This window comes from Lyngbya sp. CCY1209, from assembly GCF_035615495.1.
GTDB lineage: Bacteria > Cyanobacteriota > Cyanobacteriia > Cyanobacteriales > Microcoleaceae > Limnospira.
In genome coordinates, this window is sequence record NZ_JAJENU010000524.1 from 1 (window position 1) to 24980 (window position 24980).

Here is a 24980-nt window from a genome sequence, read left to right on the forward strand (position 1 = left end):
CTAAAGCCGCTTGAGTCGGTTTTCCTCTCCGCGATCAATCACGGAGCTTCCAACCCTCCCAAAAGTTTGACGTGATTGATCGAAGCCACCGCCGAACTCATGTACTTTGAAGTCGTCAAATCAACCGTTGAATTCTGTCCGGTCTTTCAACGGAAAAAAATCAATACACTGCTACTTTACCGAAGAATCCGGCGTGACTTAAAAATCGTGCGGAATTTCATGAGCCACGAATGTAGGTTCGTAGAAAGCAACCTGGCAAACAGTGGTGTCCGGTCAATTTATCATCAACTGTTAGCTTGAGAAATCGGCCGTGGGGTCGCTTACAAACTGAAAACACGAGAAACAACCTTAGATTGAAAATGCGACTTCCTCCCGAAGTGCGCTGACAGAATCAGGTGGTGTCTATTATTGAGGAGGTGAACGTAAAATTGACACCGAAAACATATTCACAATTTCTTCACTTTTTACAAGAAGAATTATCGATTTCCCCCGCCTCCATTGCTGCGGCACAGCGGGTGCATCAAAACTCCGACGAGAAACATAAGTATCCCGATCCGAGTCCTTTATCCATGACCCTTTGGCAGTACGGACTCGTCACTCTCGAACAACTCGATCGCATCTTCGACTGGTTAAAAACCGCCTATTGATAATTGGGGAGTCGGGAGTGGGGAGTAGGGAGTAGAAAATTCAACGATTTTCCATTCCCTACTTTCCTCCCATTGATAATTATAAATTATCAATTGTTAATGAGCAATTAAGACGCGATCGCCACCTTGTTGGCCGCATTCAGACCCGCGCCGGGGGCCGCGCCCTCGTAACCCAACTCTCGGACGGTACTTTCCAAAGCCGCGATCGCACAGAGAAGGTCGCGATCGCACACGAAACCCAGGTGTCCGATGCGGAAGATTTTACCCTTCAAATGATCCTGTCCGCCGGCCAAAGCGATATCGAACTTTTTCCGCATCACCGACCGCACCCGTTCCGCATCCAACGACTCCGGCGGACGCACCGCCGTCACCGCATTACTCGGCGCCTCGTCCGGGGCCAGCAGGGGCAAATTCATCGCCTTCAGGGCCGCCCGGGTTATCTGCGTCATCCGTTGGTGGCGGGCGAAAATATTCTCCAACCCCTCGGCCTTCATCATCTGCAACGTCACCTGGAGGGCGTAAAACAGGTTCACCGGCGGGGTGAAGGGGTTGCTATTTTTGGTCGCACTCTTGCGGTAGGGCCCCAAATCCAAATAGTAGCGGGGCAGGTCCGCCGTCTTGTAGGCTTCCCAGGCCTTCGGACTCACCGACACGAATCCCAGTCCGGGCGGAATCATGTAACCCTTTTGGGACCCCGACCCGACCACATCCAACCCCCACTCGTCGATGGGGAGGTGCGTCGCCCCCAAACTCGTCACCGCATCCACAATAATCAGCGCTTCGCCGTGGGCCTTGACGTGGCGGTTGATGGTTTCCAGGTCATTGAGAACCCCCGTCGAGGTTTCGCTGTGGGTGAGGATCACCGCCTTGATTTCCTTTTCCGCATCCGCCTCCAGGCGTTCCCGGAACTGTTCCGGGTCCAGGGGTGCGCCCCATTCGGCCGAAATGATTTCCACATTCAACCCGTAGGCTTTGGAAATTTCCGCCCAGCGATCGCCGAATTTGCCGTTGCAACCGCACAACACGCGATCGCCCCGTTTCAGGAAATTGATAATCCCCGCTTCCATCGCCGCCGTCCCGCTGCCGGTGAGGATCAGCACGTCATTTTGGGTCTGGTGCAGCCATTTCAGATTCTCCGTCACCTCCGCCATAATTTGACTGAAATCCCCGCTGCGGTGGCCGATGGGGTGTTTGGCGAGGGCGAGTAACGCTTTCTCGGGAACCGGCGTCGGCCCCGGAATCATCAACATCAACTTATCATCCATGTCTCTATCTTTCCGTCTGGTTAGGTGTGTTCGATCGCGTTCGGTCTGCGTGGGCCTTGCCCAAATTCATCATTTTATATCAAATCTGGCTTGTCAACGGAGGTAATAGGGAATAGGTAATAGGGAATGGGGAAAACGCGACTCCCTAATACCGACTCCCGACTCCCTCGATCGCCGATATTTTGTGGTTAATGAACGAGATTTGATATTACTTGCGATCGCGCCCGGCCAACAGGTGTTCGAGGGCGACTTGGGGATCGGGTTGCTTGACGAGGGATTCGCCGATGAGCACCGCCTCCGCCCCCGCATCGACGACGATATCGAGATCTTCGCCACAATGCAACCCCGACTCGCTGACGACGAGAATATCCCGGGATTGGAGTTGTTCCCGGCGACTTTCTAACAGGGTGCGGGTGGTGTCGAGATCCACGGTAAAATTTTGCAGGTCGCGGTTGTTGATGCCGACCAAATTGACGCCATCCACAGCCAAGACGCGATCGAGTTCTTCGAGGGTGTGCACTTCCACCAAAGCCGTCATGCCCAACATTCCGGCAATTTTGGTAAAATATTGTAAGTCCTGATCGGAGAGAATCGCCGCAATTAACAATACGGCATCTGCCCCGTTCAGCCGCGCCAAATAAAATTGGTAGGGGTAGATCATGAAGTCCTTGCACAGCAGGGGCAGATCCACCGCCGCCCGCACCTTGGCGAGGTTTTCAAAACTTCCTTGGAAGAACTTTTGATCGGTCAGAACCGAAATGCAACTCGCGCCGCCTTTTTGATAGGAACGGGCGATCGCTTCCGGGTCGAAATCTTCCCGGATCACCCCTTTGCTGGGGGAGGCTTTTTTCACTTCCGCGATCGCCGCCGGACGGGTTTTGGAGTTCCGCAGGGCGCCGAGAAAGTCCCGGCAGGGCGGCAAACTCATCACCTGCTTTTTCAGCGCCAACAGCGGCAGGCGATCGCGCATTTGCGTGATTTCTTTTTCCTTATTCCAGACAATTTCCTCTAAAATATGGCGGGGTTCAGCCTCCGGCGTCGCCACCTTGTAGCGGAGGTTGAGAACGTCCACGGAGGGGTTGGGGGGATGACGGCGAATTTGGATCATGATTTTTTGGAAATTTGGGTGTCTGTCGTTAAGGTTGCCAGACTCGATCTTACCCGAAATCGCGATCAGTCGGAATGCTGTGCAAAACGGCGATCGCCCGAAATATTTTGTACGAGGGGAAACTGCACCCAAAACTTGGCATGATCTCCCAAAAAATGCCAAATTGATCCTAAAAATTCCCGACCCCGATCCATCCGTCGTCCTACAAGGCAACATGGGAAGCCGCGATTTTGACCGCTGGGGGAACTGCCACGCGATCGCCGTTCGGGAAATTGCCGGTCAATAGCATAAAAAAACAGGTATATTGATCGCTCACACTTCCGGAAAGCTTGGAAACAGGTTCTCACCGACCGGGGAAGCAGTCAGTGTATAGCTGACAAAATTAAACCCGGTTTCGGGCCGAAACCGGGCGTCATTTCGGACTAGCGGAAAAATCTGCGGTGCAGGCGAGTTCCGGTTCCCCCGTCCGCCGGATCGAGGAACGGTTTGAGGAAAATTCCCTCGGGGCGGCGGGTGGATCTGGGGACGATCCCCTCAATGATGCCGGAGCCCGATCGCTCGTCCACCCAGGTGTAAACCCCTTGGGTGTTCTGTCCACTGTCGGCGATGACCAGATTTTGGAAAATGCGATCGCGCACCAATTCTGGATTTTCCCCCACCGGCACCGTCAGCACGATCCGACATTGGGGCAGATCTTCCGTGGTGGCGCAGATCGTGTTATAACCGTTTTCCACGTCCGTTTGTAGGGCGACGAGTCCATCGGGCCGGTAGGACTCCAGGCGGCGGCTGATTTCGGCGCAGCGGCGATCGGGTGTCCAACCTCCCCCCATCAGGCCGGGGACGGCCCAGGGATAGCCGCGATCGGGCTCGCTGATGGGATAATACATGACGGTGTATTCGCCCCCCACCACTTCGCACCGAAACCGGGGAAGGTCGGCCGTTTCCGTCTCCACTTCCACCTCGGGGATGGGGACCGTCTCATCTGGGGTGGACGTCGCCGTCGGTTCGGTCCGGTCCGTTGGGGCGGGTTCTTCGGCCTGGGGAACCGGGATCGGAATGCCCAGTTCTTCCGAGATCGAGGACCACCAGGGGTTGAAGTTGCGTTCCCCCACCGGCAGGGGTCGGGCCAGGGCGGCACCTTGACCCCAGACCAGAGGGAGGGACAAGCTGAGAATGCCCGCGATCGCAGACATTCGGCTCAAACCGGACTTGAATTGCTCAAACATGGAATTTTTCCCCTCCTTCAGGTAAAGTGGTGATATTTTCTTAGGCACAACTGCCGCTCATTTTGTTCACAAATCTTTACAGTTGGTCGCGGGTCTCATAAAATACTCAGGTGTGAAACTTCAAGGAGTGCAAACGATAATGTCGGAGGCAGGGAAGCCACTGACAGTTCCCAAAGAGTTCCTGATCCCAGACGGCGGGGTGAATATTACCCTACTGATGTTCCTGGGCGCAGTCGCAATTGTCATCAGTTCCACTGTCGGATACTGGTGTTGGAACTGGCCTGACTGGTTCTGTTTTTCCATCAACGTTCTCGCCCTGCACCTGTCAGGGACGGTGATCCACGATGCATCCCACAATTCTGCCCACCGCGATCGCATCCTGAATGCGATTTTGGGACACGGCAGCGCATTGATGTTGGGGTTCGCGTTTCCCGTATTTACCCGGGTTCACATCCAACATCACGCCCATGTTAACGATCCAGACAACGATCCCGATCATTTTGTTTCCACAGGCGGTCCCCTGTGGCTGATCGCGGCGCGGTTTTTTTACCACGAGATCTTCTTTTTCCGGCGCCGGCTGTGGCGGAAATACGAGTTGTTGGAGTGGTTTTTGAGCCGGATGGTGGTGATTTCCATCGTCGCCGTCTCCGTGCACTACCATTTTTTGGGCTACATTTTGAACTTCTGGTTCTCCCCGGCTTTGGTGGTGGGGTTGGCTTTGGGCCTGTTTTTTGACTACCTGCCACACCGTCCCTTTCAGGAGCGAAATCGCTGGAAGAATGCCCGGGTTTATCCGAGTCCGATTCTCAACCTATTGATTCTCGGCCAAAACTACCACCTGATCCACCACCTGTGGCCGTCGATCCCCTGGTACAATTACAAACCCGCCTACGAAGCTACCAAACCCTTATTGGATGCCAAGGGTTCCCCCCAAACCTTGGGGTTGCTCAACGGTAAGGATTTTTGGAGTTTTCTGTACGATGTTTTTCTGGGCATCCGCTTCCACCGCCGTCAGTCTACGAAATTGGCGAAGGCGGAGGACGGTTCGGTGCCGCGATCGTGAGGGTGGAATGGGAACAGTCAGGGGCGGTCATTTCACCGGAAATGGCCGAATCATTTTTGATGATATTTGAGATTTTTTGGGGACTGAAAACCGATCCGCAGTCCTCGAAAGGATGAATTTTTGCTATCATAAAAAGGGATTAATTTTTAAGTTATAGCAGTGCGCGATCGCGGATGATTGACTAAGGTCGGGTAGCACAGGCATCTTGCCTGTCCGAATTGACACGCTTTGAAATGAATTTCAAGGCTGATAGCGAAAGTCCACGCCAGCGTGGACTCGGTTGGATCAATTGCCGAGATTGAGGTGATTGGAAATGGGCGAATGGCATTCGCTCTGGAAAATGCTATAATTATCATTTCTGTCTCCTGTCTTTTGCTTGTCAATGAAGTCGGTCAGCTTGCCGGAAGTGATTCGGATCTTTGGGGTGACACCTGAAGAGGTTTTAGAGTGGGAGAAGAAGCAGTTAATTCGCAGTTACTTTGACGGCAATAAAAGGCGAATTTTTGACTTTCAAGAAATCGAGGAATTTTGCAAAAGAAAAAGGGGCGATCGCACCGAAAATCGCTATGGAATTTTGCGGGAAGAAAAGCAGACGAACTTCAAAGCGATCGAACTGTTTGCGGGGGCGGGGGGGTTGGCGCTGGGGTTTGAAAATGCGGGGATTCGGCATCAATTGCTGGTGGAGTGCGATCGCACCTGCGCGGACACCCTGAAAACCAACCGCCCCGACTGGCCGGCGGTTTGCGACGACGTTTCCAACATCGACTTTTCGGAATTTCGCCACAAAATTGATATCGTATCCGGCGGGTTTCCCTGTCAGGCGTTCAGCCACGCCGGGTTTCGCCGGGGGTTGGAAGATGCGCGGGGAACGCTGTTTTTCGAGTTCGCCCGGTGCGTCCGCGAAACCCAACCCAAAATCGCGATCGCCGAAAATGTGAAAGGGCTCCTCACCCACCAAAAAGGGGAAACCCTGAAAACGATGTTGGAGATTTTGGATCATCTCGGCTATGTTGCCCGCCATCAAATCCTGCGATCGCAATTCTTAGATGTCCCCCAAAAACGGGAGCGACTGTTTATCATCGCCACCCGCAAAGATTTGCATTTGGAACCGATTTTTCCGGCCGAAAAAAGCTACTCGATTTCCCTGCGAGAAGCCCTGCAAGACTGCCCCCCCTCGCCGGGGGTGGAATACACCGATCGCAAACGTCAAATCATGGAACTCGTCCCGCCGGGGGGAAATTGGCGCGACCTGCCCCCGGATATTCAAAAAAACTATATGAAAAACAGCTATTATAAAGCCGGGGGACGGACGGGATTTGCCAAACGATTAGCCTGGGATGAACCGGCATTGACTTTGACTTGTAGCCCCTCCCAAACCCAGACGGAACGCTGCCATCCCGACGAGACGCGGCCGCTGCGGGTGCGGGAATACGCCCGAATCCAAACCTTTCCCGATTCCTGGGAGTTCGCGGGGACGTTATCGGCCCAATACAAACAAATCGGCAACGCCATCCCCGTCAATTTGGCTTACCACATCGGTTGCGGCGCCGTGGCGACACTTCGCGGAGAAACGCCGACACCGATGCGGCAACCCGAACCCGAAAACCTACAATTAACTATTCCGGGTCTGAATTGTTGATAAATTGTTATGGGGTGGCGTCGCGATCGCGATCGGGGCCCTTCAGAAATTGAACTGTGGAGATTTTGATGAAAACCGAGGAAAAAAAAGGGGAACCAGCGATCGCCGAAACAGCGACCCCATCTAATCTTTGGGCCAAATGGCGGGAAAATATCGTGCTCCTTGTCGTCGCGTTGGCTTTGTCGCTGCTGATCCGCATTTTTGTAGCCGAACCCCGCTACATCCCGTCCGATTCCATGTTCCCCACCCTGGAAATCGGCGATCGCCTGGTGGTGGAAAAAGTCTCCTACCGCCTCCACCCGCCCGAATTCGGCGATATCATCGTCTTCGCCCCCCCGCCCCAGTTGCGGGCCCAGGGCTACACCGAAAACCAGGCCTTCATCAAACGCATCATCGGCCAACCCGGACAGCAAGTGGCAGTCCGCGGCGGTCGGGTTTACCTCGACGGCCGTCCCCTCCCCGAAGACTACATCGCCGAACCCCCGGATTATGACTGGGGACCCCATCCGGTGCCGGCCGGTCAGTATTTCGTGATGGGCGACAACCGCAACGACAGCAACGACTCCCACATCTGGGGATTTCTGCCCGAGGAAAATATCATCGGACGGGCCGCCTTTCGCTTCTGGCCCTTCGATCGCCTGGGGAACGTGTGAAGGGGCTCCTGGACGCTCGGCATTCCCCGGCGGTACGGAAATTGCGACCCCCGGGGGGTATTGTGCCGAAAGCGCGACTGTTAAAATTGGAACACATATATCATCCGACGTGATTTGTGTCCGCCCTCCCGGCGAGGGGCAGCAAATGTCACCATCAAAAATGATGTTTGAGATGTCATTGCAGTTTTGAAGGGTCTGGGAATCATTTCATATTTATAGATTCGGATATTTTCTGAATCGTTTGCTATCGTTGCCGTATAAAAAAAGTGGGGAAATTATGAGTTTCTTTGAATCAGACATCGTACAACAGGAAGCCAAACAATTGTTCGAGGATTATCAATCTTTGCTCCGACTCGGAGGCGACTACGGAAAGTTCGATCGCGAAGGTAAAAAAATCTTCATCGAGCAGATGGAATCCCTGATGGATCGGTATCGCGTCTTTATGAAGCGGTTTGAATTGTCCGAGGATTTCATGGCTCAAATGACGATGGAACAGTTGAAAACCCAACTCGGTCAATTTGGCATCACCCCCGAGCAAATGTTTCAACAGATGAACATGACGTTGGAACGGATGAAATCAGAATTGGAAAAACAGCCCTAGCATCGGGGGAGCCGGGAGAGACAGACTCTCCCCCGGGCTGAGTCCGGAAACCCACCGAAACCGCCGGCGGCGGGGGAGGGCGAATTGTCGCCCCGATCGCACCGGCGGCCGAGAATGTTGTTAAAATACGTTAAGCAAACTCCGCTTCTGCTATATCGGCTTATCGACGTTACCCCCTATGACTGACGTTCCTGTTTCCCGGATTCGCAACTTTTCGATCATCGCCCACATCGACCACGGCAAATCCACCCTCGCCGATCGCCTGCTCCAGGACACGGGGACGGTCGCCGACCGCCAGATGAAAGAGCAATTCCTCGATTCGATGGATCTCGAACGGGAACGGGGGATCACGATCAAACTCCAGGCGGCGCGGATGAATTATACCGCTAAGGACGGCCAGAATTACGTCCTCAACCTGATCGACACCCCCGGACACGTTGATTTTTCCTACGAAGTGTCGCGATCGCTGGCCGCCTGCGAAGGAGCCCTGTTGGTGGTGGACGCCTCCCAGGGGGTGGAAGCCCAAACCCTAGCCAACGTCTATCTCGCCCTCGAAAATGACCTGGAAATTATCCCCGTCCTCAATAAAATCGACCTCCCCGGCGCCGAACCAGAACGGGTGAAGGGGGAAATCGAAGAAATTATCGGTTTGGACTGTTCCGGGGCGATCGAAGCGTCGGCTAAGGAGGGGATCGGGATCAAAGAAATTTTAGAATCCATCGTCCACCTGGTGCCGCCCCCCCAGGACACGGTATCCGAGAAACTGCGGGCGCTAATTTTCGACAGTTATTATGACAGCTACCGGGGCGTGATCGTCTACTTCCGGGTCATGGACGGGACGGTGAAAAAGGGCGATCGCGTCCGGTTGATGGCCTCCAAAAAAGAATACGAAATCGACGAATTGGGCGTCCTCGCCCCCACCCAAAAACCCGTGGACGAACTCCACGCCGGGGAAGTGGGCTACTTCTCCGCCGCCATCAAAGCCGTGGAAGATGCCCGGGTCGGCGATACCATCACCCTCGCCAAAACCCCCGCCGACGCCCCCCTCCCGGGCTACACGGAAGCAAAACCGATGGTGTTCTGCGGGTTATTTCCGACAGATGCGGACCAGTTCCCCGACCTGCGGGAGGCCCTCGATCGCCTCAAACTCAACGACGCCGCCCTCTCCTACGAGCCGGAAACCTCCAGCGCGATGGGGTTCGGGTTCCGCTGCGGCTTTTTGGGGCTGCTGCACATGGAGATCGTCCAGGAGCGGTTGGAACGGGAGTACGACCTGGATCTGATCGTCACCTCCCCCTCCGTGGTGTACCGCGTCACCACCAGCACCGGGGAAGTCCTGATGATCGACAACCCCACCAATTTGCCCGACCCCAACCACCGGGAGAAAATTGAGGAACCCTACGTCCGGGTGGAGATGATCACCCCGGAAACCTTCGTGGGGACGCTGATGGAACTGTCCCAGACTCGGCGGGGGGATTTCAAAGATATGAAATATCTGACTTTGGGGCGGACGACTCTGGTTTACGAGATTCCACTGGCGGAAGTGGTGACGGACTTTTTCGACCAGATGAAATCGCGATCGCGGGGATATGCCAGCATGGAATATCACTTTGTCGGCTATCGGGCGAATCCCCTGGTCAAATTGGATATCATGATCAACAAAGAGCCGGTGGATTCTCTGGCGATGATCGTCCACCGGGATAAAGCTTACGGCGTCGGGCGGGCGATGGCGGAAAAGCTCAAAGAATTGATTCCCCGCCACCAGTTTAAAGTTCCCATCCAAGCCTCGATCGGTTCCAAAGTCATCGCCAGCGAACATATCCCGGCTTTGCGTAAGGACGTGTTGGCGAAGTGCTACGGCGGCGACATCAGCCGGAAGAAGAAACTGCTGCAAAAGCAGGCGAAAGGGAAAAAGCGGATGAAGGCTTTGGGTTCCGTTGACGTTCCCCAGGAGGCGTTTATGGCGGTACTCAAACTCGATCAAAGTTGACCCGACCGCACAACCCGGAGGGCCGGCACAGAGGCACGGCCCCCACGGTCGTTTCTCCCCTCATTTCCCCTCTGGAAATCGCCGTTTCGGGGGCCATTATGGCAGTGGGCGCTCCTGTGGTTGCAGATTTGGGAAATCTGAAGCGGCTTCAAACTTTTGCCTCTTGCCTCTTGCCTCTTGCCTCTTGCCTCTTGCCTCTTGCCTCTTGCCTTTTCTCGTGGGGGCGAATCAATCCGCGATCTGATAAACGTCGATCGCCTGAGTCCGGCCCTTGAGGTGGATACGGCCGACAAAATGGGTTAAAAATCGACCGCCGATCTGTTTGTGGGTTTCCTGACTCATCAAAATCCGGCAAACTCCCGTCCCGAAAGATTTGTCGTAACTCTCCAAACGAGCCGCAATATTCACGCTGTCCCCGAGGGTGGTATAATCCATGCGCTGGGAACTGCCCAAACTGCCCGTCACCACCTCTCCGGTGGCAATTCCCACCCGCATCGAAACCGTGGGCTTTCCCTCGATCTGCCACTGGCGGTTGAGCGATCGCAACTTTTTCCCCATCTCCACCGCACAGGAAACCGCCGCGATCGCATCCCGGGAAATCTCCTCCGGCGTCGTCCGGGGAATCGGCACGCCGAACACCGCCATCACCGCGTCACCGATAAACTTATCGACAATTCCCTTATGATCCAGTACGATATCCGCCATGCCGTTCATGTACTCGTTGAGCCACACCATCAGGGCGTCCGCCTCCATCGTTTCCGCGATCGTGCTGAACCCCTTCAAGTCCGCAAAAAGCACCGTGGCGACCATCTTCTGTCCCGTCAGTTGGCCGCGGGCGATCAACTCGTCCCGACTCTGCCAGATCATCTCGGCAATTTGGGGGGTGACGTGGCGTCCGAACAGGGTCATCACCATCTGGCGTTCCTGATGTTCCAAATTGGCGATGTACCCGGCGATCGCAATCCCCGACCCCGCAAACGCCAGCATCGGCGGGACGACCGGAACCCACCACCCCTCCAAAAACGCCAAATAGCTGCCGGCGACCAGAGAGCCCCCGGCGACCGCCAAACTCACAGCCACCCGCAAACTGAATCGGTAAGTCCACCCCAACACCGCCCCGGAGACGGCCCAGATCAAAATCCACGCCCATTCCACCTTGTCGGACCAGACCCGAAACTGGGGGCGTCCGTCCAGGGCCGCGCCGATCATCTGGCTGGCCACGTTGGCGTGGATCACCACCCCCGGCATCCGATCGCTCAAACTCAGGGGCCCGCCGCTGTAGGGGGTAAAAAAAAGGTCGTTGAGGCTCTGCCCGATGGGGCCGATCAAGACGATGCGATCGCGAAACCAGTCCGGCGGCGCCCGGCCTTCGAGGACGTCCGTCAGGTCGATGGTGTCGAAATTCTCCTGGGGTCCCCGGTAATTCAACAACACCTGATAGCCACCCGAGTCCGCCCCCACGTACCCGCCATCGTTCCCGGTAAAGCGGACAAAGACCCCATCGCCCAACTTGACGTTCCCCGCCTCCGTCATCGTCGGGGTGATTCCTTGCCCTTCCAGATACATCAGGGCCAACCTAGCCCCCAAACTCAAGATCGTCCGATCGTCGTCCGGCTGCACCGACAGCAGGCCCCGCCTCACCCGGCCGTCCGCGTCCAGCACCAGGTCGATCGAGGCCACCCGACCCTTTTCCTTCAATTGCGGCGGGGGCGCGATCGCGGCCGTCGTCCCGTCGGCGACCACCTTCTCCACCCCGATCAGGTTGGGGGTGGTTTCGTAGACGTCCAACAATTCTTCGTGGCCCGGTTGCACCGGCAGGTCCCGGTAGATGTCCAACCCGATCGCCACCGGATCCTGGCGGCGGACGATTTTCACCAACTCCGCGATCGTCGCGTCCGGGAGCGGCCACTGTCCCACCTCGCGGATGTCCGGCTCGTCCACCGTAATCACGACGATGCGGGGGTCCGGCGGCTCCAGAGGCCGGAGGCGGAGGAACTGGTCGAAAGCCGCCCATTCAAACAGTTGCAAACCCCCCGTCGCCCGCACGGCGATCGTCAGCGCGGCGACGACGGGGGGAATCAGCAGTCCGGAAACCTGTCGAAACTTGATACTCGAAAGTCGGAAGTGTGAAGTCGGAAGTCGCAAAAAACTCCTTTTCCCGCTCATAACTTCACACTTCATACCGTTAAAATTCCCCGATCGGGAAATGGGGACCTACTCTCGGTGTCACTCCGCGAAGGGTTGGGTTGCGATCGCGTCTAATCCCACTGAGTTTAACAGTTCTTCCCAACGACTGGCTAGGGTCGCGTCTTCGGGTCGAGCCTGCCGCAACGCGGCCAAAGTCGCCAAACTCTCAAACCAGATGCCGTGCCGGGCGTAGAGTGCCGCCCGTTCCACAGGGTTCGCCCCGGTCAGTTGTGCGGCCAGAGTCCCGTCCGGCTCGATGCGTCGGATATCTCCGGAGACGAACACCACTTCGGGCACGTTCTCGGCATCGGCACTCTGACAGACCATTCCAAAGGACCAGCGGTAGGTTTTCCCCATCTCCAAAGCCGGGGCATCCTCCGGAAGTTTGACGCCGACGATGCCCGGTTGATTGGGGACCGGTACGCTCATCTGATACACGTCGGAACCGTCCTCGTCTTTGAGGCTGAATGTCGCTTCGACGCCGGCCGCCGCGGGCAGGTAAAAGTAAAAGACGGGTTTCGGTTCGACGGTGTATCCCCGCAGGTCTGGACCGATTTCCTCGGACCGGATCAAATTGGGCACCAAAGCGGTGAGGTTTTCGCCCAATTGCTCGGCATTCGGGCAAGTTCCCCTCGACCCGCCGGCGGCGGTGCGGCTGGGCATCCCCTGCCCCGGCGGCGGCTCGAACGCCATGCTGGCTTGCGGATGCTCGGAACCGTTGCGGGCGGGTCGAGCCTGGCCCGGCGGGGTGCCGTTGAGCAGAAGTCCGAAGGAAAGTATCACGGAAATACTGATGAAAGGTCGGAAAGGTTGGTTGGTCATGGCCGGTCTCCTGTTTGAGACGATAAGATGTGATGGATGGGAGATGAAAACGAGATCTCTCGGGCGATCGCGCCACGGCGACCCGGGAAAATGGCAACCCCCTCTCGATCCGAATCCGGAGAGCTACAATATCATTGAGAATTATCCTTCTCCAACTTAGCCCGAGAAAATAAGAAACTGATAACCTCCGAAAGTCAGGGAAATGGAAAATCCCATTCCTTCCCCCCTTTAAAATCGGGATTCGATCCGCCTCGCCATCGCCCGATCGAAGCGCCAGCATCTCCGAGTCAAGGAGAGCGATGCCACCCCAAATTCAAAATTTCTTGGGATTGAGGATTCACTTCTCAATCGAGCTCAACCCGAAAAAAGCTTTTTTTATCTTATGATTGCCATCATTTCGGACGATGCCCGGAATTTTTAGCAAGATTTAAACATTGGGACGGGGAGAATGGGGGGTCGGTGTCCGGGCTGGGAAACCCCGATCTCGAGATGATTTCAGTTCCCCACCGAGCACACCCGACGCGGGGCGCCAGATTTTCCATCCCCGGGTTCCTCGACTCCTCACAGCCAATTTCCGATCAAAACAAAGGCGGCCCAATAGTAGGGGTCGCGATACCGGGGTTCTCGCAGCAAGGACAACTGAGCCTGACGGAGGGCTTGGGCTTTGCCCACGCCCGGCCCGGCCAGTTGGCGATAAAATTCAGCCATGAAGGCGGCCGTCGAAATGTCGTTCACCTGCCACAGGGTCGCGATCGTACTCCGGGCCCCCGATCGCACCGCCACCCCGGCCAGCCCCAGGGCTGCCTGTCGGTCCCCCGTCGCCGTCTGGCAGGCGCTCAGGACCAACAACTCCACCGGCTCCGCACTCGTCCCCTGGGAACGGCGCAGCAACCGGTCGAGATCTCGGACGTTGATGCGATCGTCCCAGGTCAACAAAAACGTATCTTCCGCCCGGGAACTGAACTGGCCGTGGGTCGCCAGATGCACCACCGGAAAGGGCGTTTCCTCCATTTGAGCCTGAACCCTTCGGCGGGTAAATCCGTCGTTGAGAAACACCCGGGACGGCACAGCCGCCTCGATTTTCTCCAATTCCGTCTCCACCGCCGGCAGGGCGGCGAATCCCTGGCGGGCCCGACTCAACCCCATCGCCAGGGTTTTGAGTCGTTCCCGGCTCAAGCTTCGCGGTTCGAGCAGTTGCAGCCCCGGTGTCAGGGCGATATTGTACCGTTCTAGCAAATACTGCCGGCCGTCGTAAAGGGCGGCCATCGGCAGGTTCCGCAGCACGCCATCCAACACGAACACCAAGGTTTCGACCTCGGCCGCCGCCAAATCCCCTTCCGCCGGGCGGATCAGCCAATCGTAGATCTCCCCGGACCAACTCAGACGCTGGCGGGTGGAAAAAATGGGGGTGAGGGACTGTTGCAGTTGCCGCACCGTCTCTTCCACCCGAGTTTGGGGGACGGGGGCGGCGTAGTGGCGCAGGGGTCGGCCGGGAACCGATAAAATGACTTCCAGGCGATCGCGGAGAATGATCGGGTAAAAAACCGCCGCCCGGGGGTCGATCGCGTCGATCGGCCGGGGTTGGGCCTCCAGGCAGGCCTCCCGGAAAAAGTCGTCGAGTTCCGCCAATTGCAGGGATTCCATTAACTCCCTCGCCGCCCGGAGATCCTCCGAGCCGACTTCCCCCGTTTCCGGGTCGGGTTGCAAAATCAGGCCCACCAGTTCCCGATAAACGGGTTCGACGCTATCCCGAAACGAGAACTGCACCTGGGGATTCATCGCCACCAAGTCCGTCCGCAGGGACTCCAAGGTGCTGACGGCGGTTCGGTAGGCCGCGATCGCACCAGCCCTGCGATTTTGCGCCTTCAACAGCCGTCCGAGCTGCCACTGCCACCGGTAGGCGATATCCGGCGCGTCGATGGTCTGGGCTAAAAATAGACCCCGCTCCGTCAACGTTTGCGCCTCCGACCACTGTCGATTCTGCTCGTACACGGCTCCCAAGGTTCCCAGGGCGTAGGCTTCCAACCGCCGGTCGCCCAGGGATCGAGCCCGGGCGATCGCATCCCCGAGCCATTCGGCCGCTTCTAATGAGACGTCCCGGGGCACGATGGGCGCATTTGGGAATATCATCAAACTTTCCGCCAGATTGATGCGGGCCTCGATCGCCGTGGGTCCGTCCGGCAAAGCCGCCAGTTGGCTGCGGACGGACTCCCACAACCGCAACGCCTGCGCCCATTCTTCTACTCCCAGCAACAGCCGCAACTCGTTCAACTGAGCTCGGATGCGGACGGAAACCCGGTCGGTATCCGCCGCGTTCTGATACGCCGCCCGGGCCGTTTCGACATCCTGCAAGCTGCCGGCCGTATTGCCTAAACTCAGCCAGATTTCCGCTTCCGCGGCCGGAGGTAAATCGAGCGATCGCGCCAAATCTAGGGCCTCCCCCAACACCGCCCGGGACTGCTCCAAATCCCCCACCACCCGCAGGGCGTTGCCCAAATTTTGTAGGGCCGTCACCTTCAGTGGCGAGTCGGGTTGGGATGCGAGGGATTCCCGCAATTGTTCCAGGGTGTGGAGGGCTTGGCGGTAGAGTCCCAAGGCTTGCAACGCCTGGGAGCGGTTGATCTGGGCGCGGATGACCCCCCGTTCGTCCCCGATTTCCCGATAGATCTCCTCGGTTCGCCGCCAAGTGTCCGCCGCCGCCCGGGGGTCGCCCCGGGACAGTTGCAGTTGTCCGCGAATGTCCGATGTCTGGGCGAGGACGGCCGAGGCCGTCCGATTTTCCAACAGTTGCAAAGCCGCCGCGATCGCCGTTTCCGCCTTTTCCCAGTCGCCCAAACTCTGATAAACGAGCGCCAAATTCCCCAAAGCGATCGCCCGATTGACTTCATCGCCGCGATCGTCCAAGATCACCACCGCCTCTTCTAAAGTTTCCGCCGCCTCGACAAACTCTCGCATTTCATACAGATTTCGGCCCCGTTCCATCAAGATCTGGGGGGAATCGTGCCCCACCACCGGAAGCAGCGGCAAACTCACGGCGAATAAAGCCAAAAGCGCGAATTGTAAAAAGCGATCGAGCGATCGTTTCATAATTGATAATTGAGCATTTATAATTTATAATTGATCGTCAATCATTCCTCTCCTTTATTCAGGGTTTATTATCAATTGATGAAGGTTGCGACTCCTCACCGATAGAATTGGCCGCGGCCACCCGACATTGAGGATGCCATTGATTAAACGAATAGGTCGTCATCCGCGCCGGATTTGCCACCAACTGCACCCCGCCATCGGCATCGAGAACCAAACCCCGAGCTTCAATTGGGGAGTCGGGAGTCGGGAGTTGGGAGTCGGGAGGGGAGGGAGAAATAATGTCCCCTGTGTCTCCTTCTTGCAACGCCGTCACGGGTGCCGCATCGATCCAATCCACCACCACGCCATCCGTTGTCAGGGCATCTCCGGGGGTGGGGGGCAGGCCGCCGCGGCCGGTGATCACGAATTCGCTGCCGGCGTAAGTCGAACATCCCGCCACCACCAGGGTAGAGGGGTCGATCACCTCCGTCGGGAGCGTCACCAAGCCGGAATTGGGGTCGATTTCCGGGCTGCTAATTTCCACCGCCCCGCTGAACTCGGCGCCCAACTCGCTCGTCGCGGTAATGTCGCTGGCGGGGGTTTCCTCAGACCGAAACGCCGTCCCGAACACCCCCCGGGCGCTGATACTCACCCGCCCGCCCCGGCCCTGTTGGGCATTGGCGGTGATGTCGCTATTTTCCAGGGCGATCAAATTGTCCGTGACGATGGTGATGTTGCCCCCGTCGGCGGTGCCGGCGTTAGTGGAAATCCGGCTTTCCCGCCGCAGTTCGATGCGGGGCACGACCAGGGAAATGTTGCCCCCCGTCCCGGCTTCCGTCGCCGCCGAGAGCGCCCCCTGATTGTCCAAAAACAGCGATCGCGCCCGGATCTCCAAATTGCCCGCGGCCCCCTCTCCGGTTCCCCGCACGCCAATTTCCGCCCCGTCGCGGACGGTGAGGCGATCGGTAAAAATCTGCAAATCCCCCGCCGCCCCCTCGCCGCTGGTGTTGGATTCGATGGAACTGGGGACGATGCCATCCCCGACGATTCCGAAGGATACCGACTCCACCGACGGATCGACGCCCGTCGCCACCCCGATCACTTCGATGGATTCGGAGGCTCGAATCTTCAATTCTCCGGCACTTCCCTCGCTCCCCGTCGCCGATGAAATCTGTGCCCCGTCCCGTACCACGATTCGTCTGGCATTGACCGTCAGATTGCCAGCAGGGGCGGTTCCTGACAACCCTTGCACAGTGAGCAGGGAGGAGGAGGTCAGTAACCCGCTCAGAAAGCGACCGTCGGCAGAAATACCGAACAATTCCACTTCATTGGCATTGACGGTCAAATTGCCCCCCTCGCCGGCCCCGGCGGCGGAGGAGGACACCTGGGCGCCGTCGGCGACGACCAAGCGATTGGCGTTGACGACAATATCTCCCGCCCTTCCTTCCCCGAGGGTGGCGGAAAAGAGCCCCCCCGGCACGGGCGCCCCCGCCGAAACGCCGCGCAATTCTACGGTATTCCCCCGCACCCTCAGATCGCCTCCCCGTCCCGTCCCGTCCTGCGCCGGACTCGTGGCGATCAATCCGTCGTCAATGACGTTGAGGCGATCGCCGATCAGGTCGAACATTCCGGCATCGCCGGCTCCGTTCGTCCCCGTCACCAGCAATGCCCCCGTGGTGATATTGACGGTATCCGAGCGAATCTGTAGGTTTCCTCCCCGTCCGGCGATAAAGGTGGAGGTGAGAATGGTGGCGCCTTCGCTGACGTCGAGTTGGGGCGTGGCGAGAATGACATTTCCGGCATCTCCTCCTCCGGCACTGAAGCTGTACAAGCCATCCCGAAGGTTGAGGGGATCGAAGGTTCCCTCGACGAGTTCGCCGACGACGCGGGAGGGTTCGGTTCCCGTCAAATTGATGGATTCGCTGGTGCGGATGTCGATGCCGCCGCCATTCCCCGCCCCGAACGTCGAGGCGGACACGAAGGCGCGATCGCTCAGATTAAACTGGCGGGCGGAAATGGTTACGCCCCGTCCGTCCACCTCCCCGAAGGTGTCGGCGCTCAAACCCGCGCCGTTACTGAGGTTGACGCGATCGCCCCCCATGCGAATTTCTCCCCCTCCCAATCCGCTGGTGGTGACGCGGGCGCCGCGGTCCAGTTGAATGTCGCCGAGTTGGGATGTTGACTCCACGGGGACGCCGGAACCCAACCGCCAGGTGCCGCCCCGAATTGCCCCCAATTCGATATCGCCGCCGAAAGCCGTCAGCAAACCGCCCTCCAAATTGATCTCGCCGCCAACGAATGCGATCGCCCGTCCGGGCCGAACTTGCAGCCCCGTGGGGCTCGGCTCCATCTCCAACCCGATGCCGACGGCTTGCGATCGGTTGACAATGGTTCCCGCATCGGCACCGAGTTGCAAGCCGACGGGCAAATTGACGGAGAGTAACGGGGGGGTTTCGGGTCGGGTGGCGAACTGCGTCCCGTCGTCAAAAATGAGGCGATCGGCGGTACTGGCGACGAAGGACCCGCCGATATTGAGTTGGGCGTTGGGACCGAATACAATACCGTTGGGATTGAGGAGAAATAAATTGGCCGCGCCGTTGGTTTGCAGCAAACCGTCGATGGTGGAAAGATTCCCCCCCGTTACCCGGCTGATAATATTTTGAATATTTAAGCCGTTGTCGAACAGGGCGGCGGAGCCGGTGGGGATGGAAAAGTCTCGGAAACTGTGGAATAAATTGCCACCGGCTTGGGTGCCGCCGTCGATGCGGATCATGTTGCCGTCCGGGGTGACAACGGTATTTTGGGGCAGGGTGGCGTCGGGGACGACCTGCGATCGCGCCGAGGCGGGAAAAACGAACAGGTGCACGATGGTGGCGATCGCGAACGGACGGAAAATGCCAAATCGACAGGGCCCGGATCGCGACCGTCGGGGACGAAATGCGGGGGACGACACGGTAATCAATCTCGCGGTTGTAAACGGCTGGCGGACTCAACCCCATTTTGCACTTTCAATTTCGAGAATCAGGAGCTTCCCAACCATTAAAATATTAATGACCCTGGAGATAGCAACTTTCGGAATTTTATCAGTTCCGGGGTTGGCCACTCCCTTGATGTTACCGCGATCGCTCCCCATGTCTGTCTCGACTCCCACACTCGTCATTATTTGCCAAAACCGCACCTGTCGCCAACAGGGGGCGGCAAAAGTCTTGAAAGCGTTTCGGGAACGGGAGATTCCGGGGGTGGCGATCGCGCCGAGCGGCTGTCTGGGGGAGTGCGGCCGCGGCCCGATGGTGTTGATTTTACCCGATCGCATCTGGTATGACCGGGTTCAACCGGAAGAAGTCCCCGCCATCGTCGAGCGGCACCTGCGCGGCGGCCAGCCGATTCAAAAGATGATCTACCGGGTGGGCGATCCCAACTGAGGGCTCACGATATCCGATTCGCATCCAACCAATCCGCTAATTCTCGGGGCGATGAACAGTCCAAAAAAAGGAAATGGTGGGTTACAGCGCGGATGAAAAGTTGTGGGTTTTTCGGCGAAACGCGAGAAAGGGCGAATCGCATTCGCCCCTACAATGCCCGTATTTGCGATCGCCTAGGAACCGACCGGCGGCACGATATTGACATCGACTTGAACGCTGTCCACGCCTTCGATCTCGTGGGCCAACGGCTCGATGGTTTCGGCTTCCCGCTCGTTGGGGACGGTTCCCACGATGACCACATTTCCATCTTCGGCTTCGACGGTCAATTTGCTGCGGGGGATGTTGGCTTCGAGTTTGGCGCGAACTTCACTTTCGATGTCGGAGTCGGCCCGGATATCTTCTTCGCCGAACACCTCGTTTCGCTGTTCCCGCGCCCGAATATCCGAAGTCAGTTGATCCTGGCGGATCTCGCTCTGGGCATCTTCTTTGGTTTCCTGAACCCGGGCCGGATCTTCGGTCCCGTCCGTCAAGGTGTCGGGGGCGTCCGCGCTCGTCCGCGCGTAGTCGCAACCCGCCGCGACGATCGCCAATACGCCGCTCAAAATAATTCCTGTTACCTTTCTCATGGCACAATCCTCCATTATGCTCTACTTCTGCTAGGGACCTCCGGATCTAGCGATCGCGGCGGTCTACGATCACCACTTCGGGATCGTGATGTTCGACGATTCTTTCCCCGTCCTCGCCGCGGCGGCGATCGTCGTAATCCTCGGGGTTGGTACTGGTGGTGCGGCCCGTCACCGTATGTGAAGTTTCTCCGGATTCGGCGCGGACGCTGCTGGTGCGGCCTGTCGGCGCTTTGTAAATCTCTTTTTGGGATTCGGTGCGGCTCTCGCCGGTGTGGCCCGCCGGCGGTTCGGCGATGATGGTCTCTTTGACCTCTTTTTTGGTTTTGGCGGTTTGGGTGCGATCGACGTCGCGGCCCTCGTACCGCTCACTAATTTGGGCGGTTTCGGCTTCCGGAACTTCGTAAATGCCGAAGTCCTGGACATTGTGGTGGCGGAGGATGCTTTCCGCCTTGCGGATCGCTTCGGGACGTCCGAGGACGATCACCAGATAATCTCCCCGGGAGACGCGATCGCTGTACCTGCGGGCTTCTTTTTCGGGGATGCCCCAGCCGATCAGCGCCCCGACGAGTCCGCCGGCGACCGCGCCGATTGCCGCCCCGGCTAAAGTCGTTGCCAGAGCCGTGGCTTCCGCCCCCGCCAGCAGGATCGGCCCGACACCGGGGATGGCGAGGGTTCCCAGTCCGACGAGCAAGCCGGTGAGGGTTCCCAAAGCTCCCCCGGCGGCGGCTCCCGTGGCAGCCCCGTCGTCCGATTTGTTGCCGACCGTTTCCGTCTCGACGTGTTCTCTGTTGGGGTCGTGCTGGGGCTGCTGTTCGTCGTCCCGCACGATCACGGAGACCCAATCCATATCGAACCCGGAATCTTTGAGGGCTCCCAGGGCTCTTTCCGTTTCGTCGCGAGTTTCGTAGACTCCGACGGCTCTCCAGTATGTGGCGGTGGTCTGACGTTTGTGTTTGTCAATCATAACGAATCATCCTCCTGAAATGGGTTGTCGGTCGAGTGATGTTAAAGTTCGCGTGTTCTTCCCCCAATTCGCGGGCAATGACCTCAGTTTTGCCAAAATCGCCCCATCGGAGACCGATTTCAATCCCTGCACACGAACCGCGATCGGTAATTCGGGAAAAACACAATCTCGACTGTTATTTTTCAAGATCGTGCAAAAAATCACGATTTTAAGTTTTTGATTTCATTCAAATCTCTCTCCCCCGAATTGAATCCATTGAAACATTTGAGGTTCTGGTTTAGAGTATCGCGGATCGGGTGCGGGTTTCTTCTGTCAGAAGACATAAGCCCCAATCCGACCGTAAAAAAATCTTTGAAAATGCCATCTAAACCGGCAAATCTAACTTTTGATACAGGCTGGATCAAGGTGCGCTTTGATAGGCTTGAAAATGAAGACAAGCGGATTTACATTTAAAATATGGCACTCTACAAATTGACTCAAGCTTATCCGGAATACCAACGCGACATTTTCGCGGGCCGGGATATCAAGCATTTTGACGCTTATTCCAGCACGACCGACAATAAAATCGGTTCCGTTCACGATGCCTTAGTCGATGAAAATGGCTATTTCCGCTATTTCGTGATCGATACCGGATTTTGGATCTTCGGGAAGAAGGTACTTTTACCCATCGGACGGTCGCGCCTGGATTACACCAACGAGCGTCTCTACGCCCTCGGTCTCACCCAAGACCAAGCTGAAGCGCTGCCCGAGTACAAAGATGATATGACGGTGGATTACGAATACGAGGAAAAAGTGCGCTCCGGATATCGCGCCGAAGGCACCAAATCCAGCCAATACACCCGCGACAACTACCGCTACGACTACGACTCCGACCTGTACGAAACCCGGGAAGCCGACCACGGCTCGCTCAAGTTGTACGAAGAGCGCCTGGTGACGGACAAAGAGCGTCGCAAGACGGGCGACGTGATTGTAGGTAAAAACATCGAAACCGAAACCGAACGCGCCACGGTCCCCGTCGAGCGGGAGCGGGTTGTGGTGGAACGGACGACGCCCGAAAATGCGAACAAACCCGTCAGCCCTGGCGACCACAATTTCAAAGATGAAGAAGTCGCCCGTATCGAAGTGTACGAAGAAAATGCCGACATCCGCAAGGAAGCCTTCGTCACGGAAGAAGTGGACGTCCGCAAGGAAGTCGATCGCGATACCGTCACCGCTGAAGAAAAAGTGCGCCGGGAAGAACTGGAAGTCAAAACCAACGGCGAACCCGTTATCCACCACAATCGCTGATGCGATCGGATAATTTCCCCGGGTTATCAAATGGCTTCCCCCCTCCGGGGGGGAGGTGCAATCGGAGCATCCGAAAATTGTCGCAATTTTCCTGATTTGATCGAACCCAAGACCGGATCGGAACGATACCAAAGCTGACCGCTATAAATTTGTCGATCGCGCCCCAGGAGTTATGGAAGAGTCCCACCAATATCACGAGCAACCGGAAGTCCGGGAAGAAAAAAAGCTGTATCTGAAAGCGGAAAATTTGACCGTCGATCGCCGCCGGGAAAAAATGGGCGAAGTGGTCGTCCGCAAGGAAATTGAAACCGATACCGTCTCGGTGCCGGTGCGCCGGGAAAAGCTGGTCGTCGAAGCCGCGGATTCGGACGAGGAACCACTGGCGGAAATCGACCTGTCGGAGACGCGGGTCGGGGGTTTCAGCGTTAATTCGACGGGTGAAAAACCTACCGTCACCGGGGAATTTCACAGCCTGGAAGCCGCCCGCGACCTCCTGGGTGCCCTCGCCCTCGACCCCCGCCACGGCTGCGATCGCGTGCGCCTCGAATTGGTCTTGAACGACTCGCGCGATCGCAAAATCTACCAAGCTCTGTTCGACCGCTGTCGCCGCAAAAAGTAATCCGAATCAAGCTCCACCTTTTGGTAGAGGTTGGGGCTTTTAAAAATATTGTAGTCTTGATGATAGACAACGTGTTTAGTTTGATTTACACGATAACAAAAAGAGGTCAATTATGAGTTTAGAAGATCGAGCAAACGCCACGGCAAAAAACATAGAAGGTAAGACCAAGCAGGCGATGGGCGAAATGACGGGCGACCCCAAACAAAAGGGCGAAGGTAAAGCCAAGCAAACCGAAGCGCAAGTTCAACATACCGTCGAAGACGTGAAGGACGAAGCCAAGAAAAAATTGGATTAGTTCCCGTCTAACCTCGGCTTTTAAAATGCTGGCTGCCGTCCGTGCAACTTAAAAATTTGCACGGGCTTTTGTGATGGAAATTTGAAAATCTCGATATTTCCCGCGAATTTGACATCGCCAATAACTGTGATAAAATGAGTTGCCGTCCATTGATGAGGTAAATCACCCGGTTTTATCATGATATCTTGGGATTTATTTAAAGTCGAAATATTGACGAATACAGTCTCCGATTATTTGATCGCATTTGTGATTTTGGTGGCGGGGATTCTCGCCATCAAAATTGTCGGGCAGATGGTTCTGAGGCGTCTGAAACGCTGGGCACTCAAAACCAGTACCAGGCTGGACGACGCCCTGGTTCACATTTTCGAGCGATCGCTGATTCCCCTGATGTACGTCGGGGTGTTTTACGTGGCGATCGCGAACTTGGAATTGCACCCCATTTTACAGGATACGGTCAACGCGATCGCCCTGATTATCGCCACGGTATTCGGCATTCGCCTGGTCGTCTCCTTGGCCGAATATTTACTCCGACTCTACTGGCTGAGTCGCCGTCAGGACGGGGATGCGATCGAACGGGCCCTCAACGCCATCATCCCGGCCATTCGGGCCGCGACGTGGGGGTTGGGGGTGATTTTTCTCCTCGACAACCTCGGCTTCAATATTTCGGCGATGGTCGCCGGATTGGGAATCGGCGGTGTGGCGGTCGCCTTGGCTTCCCAGGGGGTCCTGCAAGACCTATTCAGCTACTTCTCGATCTTATTCGATCGCCCCTTTGAAATCGGCGATTTTATCATCGTCGGCGACATCATGGGAACGGTCAACCACGTCGGAATCAAAACTACCCGCATCAACAGTTTGAGCGGCGAAGAAGTCGTCGTCCCCAACACGGACTTGGCCTCCTCCCGCATCCACAATTACAAGCGGATGGAAAAACGGCGGGTGGTGTTCAAAATTGGGGTGACTTACGAGACGCCACAGGACAAACTCCAACAAATTCCGGCGATGATTCGGGAAATTGTCACCCCCATCGACAACGCCCTCTTCGATCGCGCCCACTTCAGCAATTACGGCGATTTCAGCCTCGATTTCGAGATCGTCTACTACGTCCTCAGCAGCGATTATACCATCTACATGGACATCCAGCAGCGGATCAACTATCAACTCAAATCCAGGTTGGACGCCAACGGCATCGAGTTCGCCTATCCCACCCAGGTGACGCGCTTCGATCCCGCCAAAGCCAAGCCGAACGAAACCCCGGTCGATTCCCCGGCTATTATTTTAAATGGCGACGATTCTTCCAACTCGTAGTTAGGTTTTATTAGGGAGTAGGGAGTGGGGAGTAGGGAGTCGGGAATAGGGTGTAGGGAAAACCAACAATATCAAATCCGGTTAAAGGCTCCGAAATTGAACTCCCCCCGAACGGGCAACCAGAGACGGTTGCCCCCACGGCAGGTTGGGGGGTGAGATCAGATGCCCCGGAATTAGAAACTGAAACAATTG

Annotated in this window: 21 protein-coding genes; 12 read left to right on the forward strand and 9 right to left on the reverse strand. The window is 56.8% G+C overall.

Going from position 1 to position 24980, the window contains the following annotated elements; translation table 11 throughout:
• Nucleotides 1–428 precede the first annotated feature (428 nt).
• Entirely contained in the window at nt 429–647 is a 219-nt protein-coding gene (locus tag LKE08_RS17180) for a DUF2949 domain-containing protein (protein ID WP_324705474.1), read from the forward strand.
• A gap of 107 nt (nt 648–754) precedes the next feature.
• Here LKE08_RS17180 and LKE08_RS17185 read toward each other — a convergent pair whose 3' ends face one another.
• Nucleotides 755–1912: an alanine--glyoxylate aminotransferase family protein gene (locus LKE08_RS17185; protein ID WP_324705475.1), complete on the reverse strand. Its 1158-nt coding sequence runs from the start codon at nt 1910–1912 to the stop codon at nt 755–757.
• 208 nt (nt 1913–2120) lie between these two features.
• A complete protein-coding gene (trpC, locus tag LKE08_RS17190; protein ID WP_324705476.1) occupies nt 2121–3020 on the reverse strand; it encodes an indole-3-glycerol phosphate synthase TrpC in 900 nt (299 codons plus the stop codon).
• Nucleotides 3021–3183: 163 nt separating this feature from the next.
• Between trpC and LKE08_RS17195 the strand changes: the two genes are divergently transcribed.
• Nucleotides 3184–3306 carry a hypothetical protein gene (locus LKE08_RS17195; RefSeq protein WP_324705477.1) on the forward strand — a complete coding sequence of 41 codons (123 nt, stop codon included), beginning with the start codon at nt 3184–3186 and terminating at the stop codon, nt 3304–3306.
• A 136-nt stretch (nt 3307–3442) separates the two neighbouring features.
• Here LKE08_RS17195 and LKE08_RS17200 read toward each other — a convergent pair whose 3' ends face one another.
• Nucleotides 3443–4246, reverse strand: coding sequence for a COP23 domain-containing protein (locus LKE08_RS17200; protein ID WP_324705478.1), 804 nt, complete (start codon nt 4244–4246; stop codon nt 3443–3445).
• Nucleotides 4247–4385: 139 nt separating this feature from the next.
• On the opposite strand from LKE08_RS17200, the gene crtR reads away from it, so the two are divergent.
• The 5 genes from crtR (at nt 4386) to lepA (ending at nt 10192) form a co-directional block, all read left to right on the forward strand.
• Nucleotides 4386–5309 carry a beta-carotene hydroxylase gene (gene crtR / locus LKE08_RS17205; protein ID WP_324705494.1) on the forward strand — a complete coding sequence of 308 codons (924 nt, stop codon included), beginning with the start codon at nt 4386–4388 and terminating at the stop codon, nt 5307–5309.
• Between the two features lie 382 nt (nt 5310–5691).
• Nucleotides 5692–6948, forward strand: coding sequence for a DNA (cytosine-5-)-methyltransferase (dcm, locus tag LKE08_RS17210; protein ID WP_324705479.1), 1257 nt, complete (start codon nt 5692–5694; stop codon nt 6946–6948).
• Nucleotides 6949–7016: 68 nt separating this feature from the next.
• Complete coding sequence (gene lepB, locus LKE08_RS17215) at nt 7017–7601, forward strand: signal peptidase I (protein ID WP_324705480.1); 585 nt, start codon at nt 7017–7019, stop codon at nt 7599–7601.
• A gap of 277 nt (nt 7602–7878) precedes the next feature.
• Nucleotides 7879–8202, forward strand: coding sequence for a DUF1825 family protein (locus LKE08_RS17220; protein WP_324705481.1), 324 nt, complete (start codon nt 7879–7881; stop codon nt 8200–8202).
• 178 nt (nt 8203–8380) lie between these two features.
• Nucleotides 8381–10192, forward strand: a complete 1812-nt coding sequence (gene lepA, locus LKE08_RS17225) for a translation elongation factor 4 (protein WP_324705482.1) — start codon at nt 8381–8383, stop codon at nt 10190–10192.
• Between the two features lie 228 nt (nt 10193–10420).
• Here lepA and LKE08_RS17230 read toward each other — a convergent pair whose 3' ends face one another.
• The 4 genes from LKE08_RS17230 to LKE08_RS17245 all read right to left on the reverse strand — a co-directional run bounded on the left by LKE08_RS17230 (nt 10421) and on the right by LKE08_RS17245 (nt 19220).
• A complete protein-coding gene (locus LKE08_RS17230) occupies nt 10421–12337 on the reverse strand; it encodes an adenylate/guanylate cyclase domain-containing protein (protein WP_324705483.1) in 1917 nt (638 codons plus the stop codon).
• An 81-nt stretch (nt 12338–12418) separates the two neighbouring features.
• A complete protein-coding gene (locus LKE08_RS17235; RefSeq protein ID WP_324705484.1) occupies nt 12419–13201 on the reverse strand; it encodes a DUF928 domain-containing protein in 783 nt (260 codons plus the stop codon).
• Nucleotides 13202–13762: 561 nt separating this feature from the next.
• The gene (locus LKE08_RS17240; RefSeq protein ID WP_324705485.1) at nt 13763–16288 is read right to left on the reverse strand and encodes a CHAT domain-containing protein; all 2526 of its coding nucleotides are present in this window, start codon (nt 16286–16288) and stop codon (nt 13763–13765) included.
• 58 nt (nt 16289–16346) lie between these two features.
• A complete protein-coding gene (locus LKE08_RS17245; RefSeq protein ID WP_324705486.1) occupies nt 16347–19220 on the reverse strand; it encodes an S-layer family protein in 2874 nt (957 codons plus the stop codon).
• Between the two features lie 178 nt (nt 19221–19398).
• On the opposite strand from LKE08_RS17245, the gene LKE08_RS17250 reads away from it, so the two are divergent.
• Nucleotides 19399–19689, forward strand: coding sequence for a (2Fe-2S) ferredoxin domain-containing protein (locus tag LKE08_RS17250; RefSeq protein WP_324705487.1), 291 nt, complete (start codon nt 19399–19401; stop codon nt 19687–19689).
• Nucleotides 19690–19862: 173 nt separating this feature from the next.
• On the opposite strand, the gene LKE08_RS17255 is transcribed toward LKE08_RS17250, so the two are convergent.
• Complete coding sequence (locus LKE08_RS17255; protein ID WP_324705488.1) at nt 19863–20315, reverse strand: BON domain-containing protein; 453 nt, start codon at nt 20313–20315, stop codon at nt 19863–19865.
• A gap of 46 nt (nt 20316–20361) precedes the next feature.
• Nucleotides 20362–21279 carry a hypothetical protein gene (locus tag LKE08_RS17260; RefSeq protein WP_324705489.1) on the reverse strand — a complete coding sequence of 306 codons (918 nt, stop codon included), beginning with the start codon at nt 21277–21279 and terminating at the stop codon, nt 20362–20364.
• A 456-nt stretch (nt 21280–21735) separates the two neighbouring features.
• Here LKE08_RS17260 and LKE08_RS17265 point away from each other — a divergent pair, with 456 nt between their 5' ends.
• From LKE08_RS17265 to LKE08_RS17280, 4 genes are all read left to right on the forward strand, one after another.
• Nucleotides 21736–22566, forward strand: a complete 831-nt coding sequence (locus LKE08_RS17265; protein WP_324705490.1) for a DUF2382 domain-containing protein — start codon at nt 21736–21738, stop codon at nt 22564–22566.
• A gap of 172 nt (nt 22567–22738) precedes the next feature.
• Entirely contained in the window at nt 22739–23185 is a 447-nt protein-coding gene (locus LKE08_RS17270) for a DUF2382 domain-containing protein (RefSeq protein WP_324705491.1), read from the forward strand.
• Nucleotides 23186–23297: 112 nt separating this feature from the next.
• Nucleotides 23298–23480: a CsbD family protein gene (locus LKE08_RS17275; protein WP_324705492.1), complete on the forward strand. Its 183-nt coding sequence runs from the start codon at nt 23298–23300 to the stop codon at nt 23478–23480.
• A 210-nt stretch (nt 23481–23690) separates the two neighbouring features.
• Complete coding sequence (locus LKE08_RS17280) at nt 23691–24788, forward strand: mechanosensitive ion channel family protein (protein ID WP_324705493.1); 1098 nt, start codon at nt 23691–23693, stop codon at nt 24786–24788.
• Nucleotides 24789–24980: the final 192 nt, after the last annotated feature.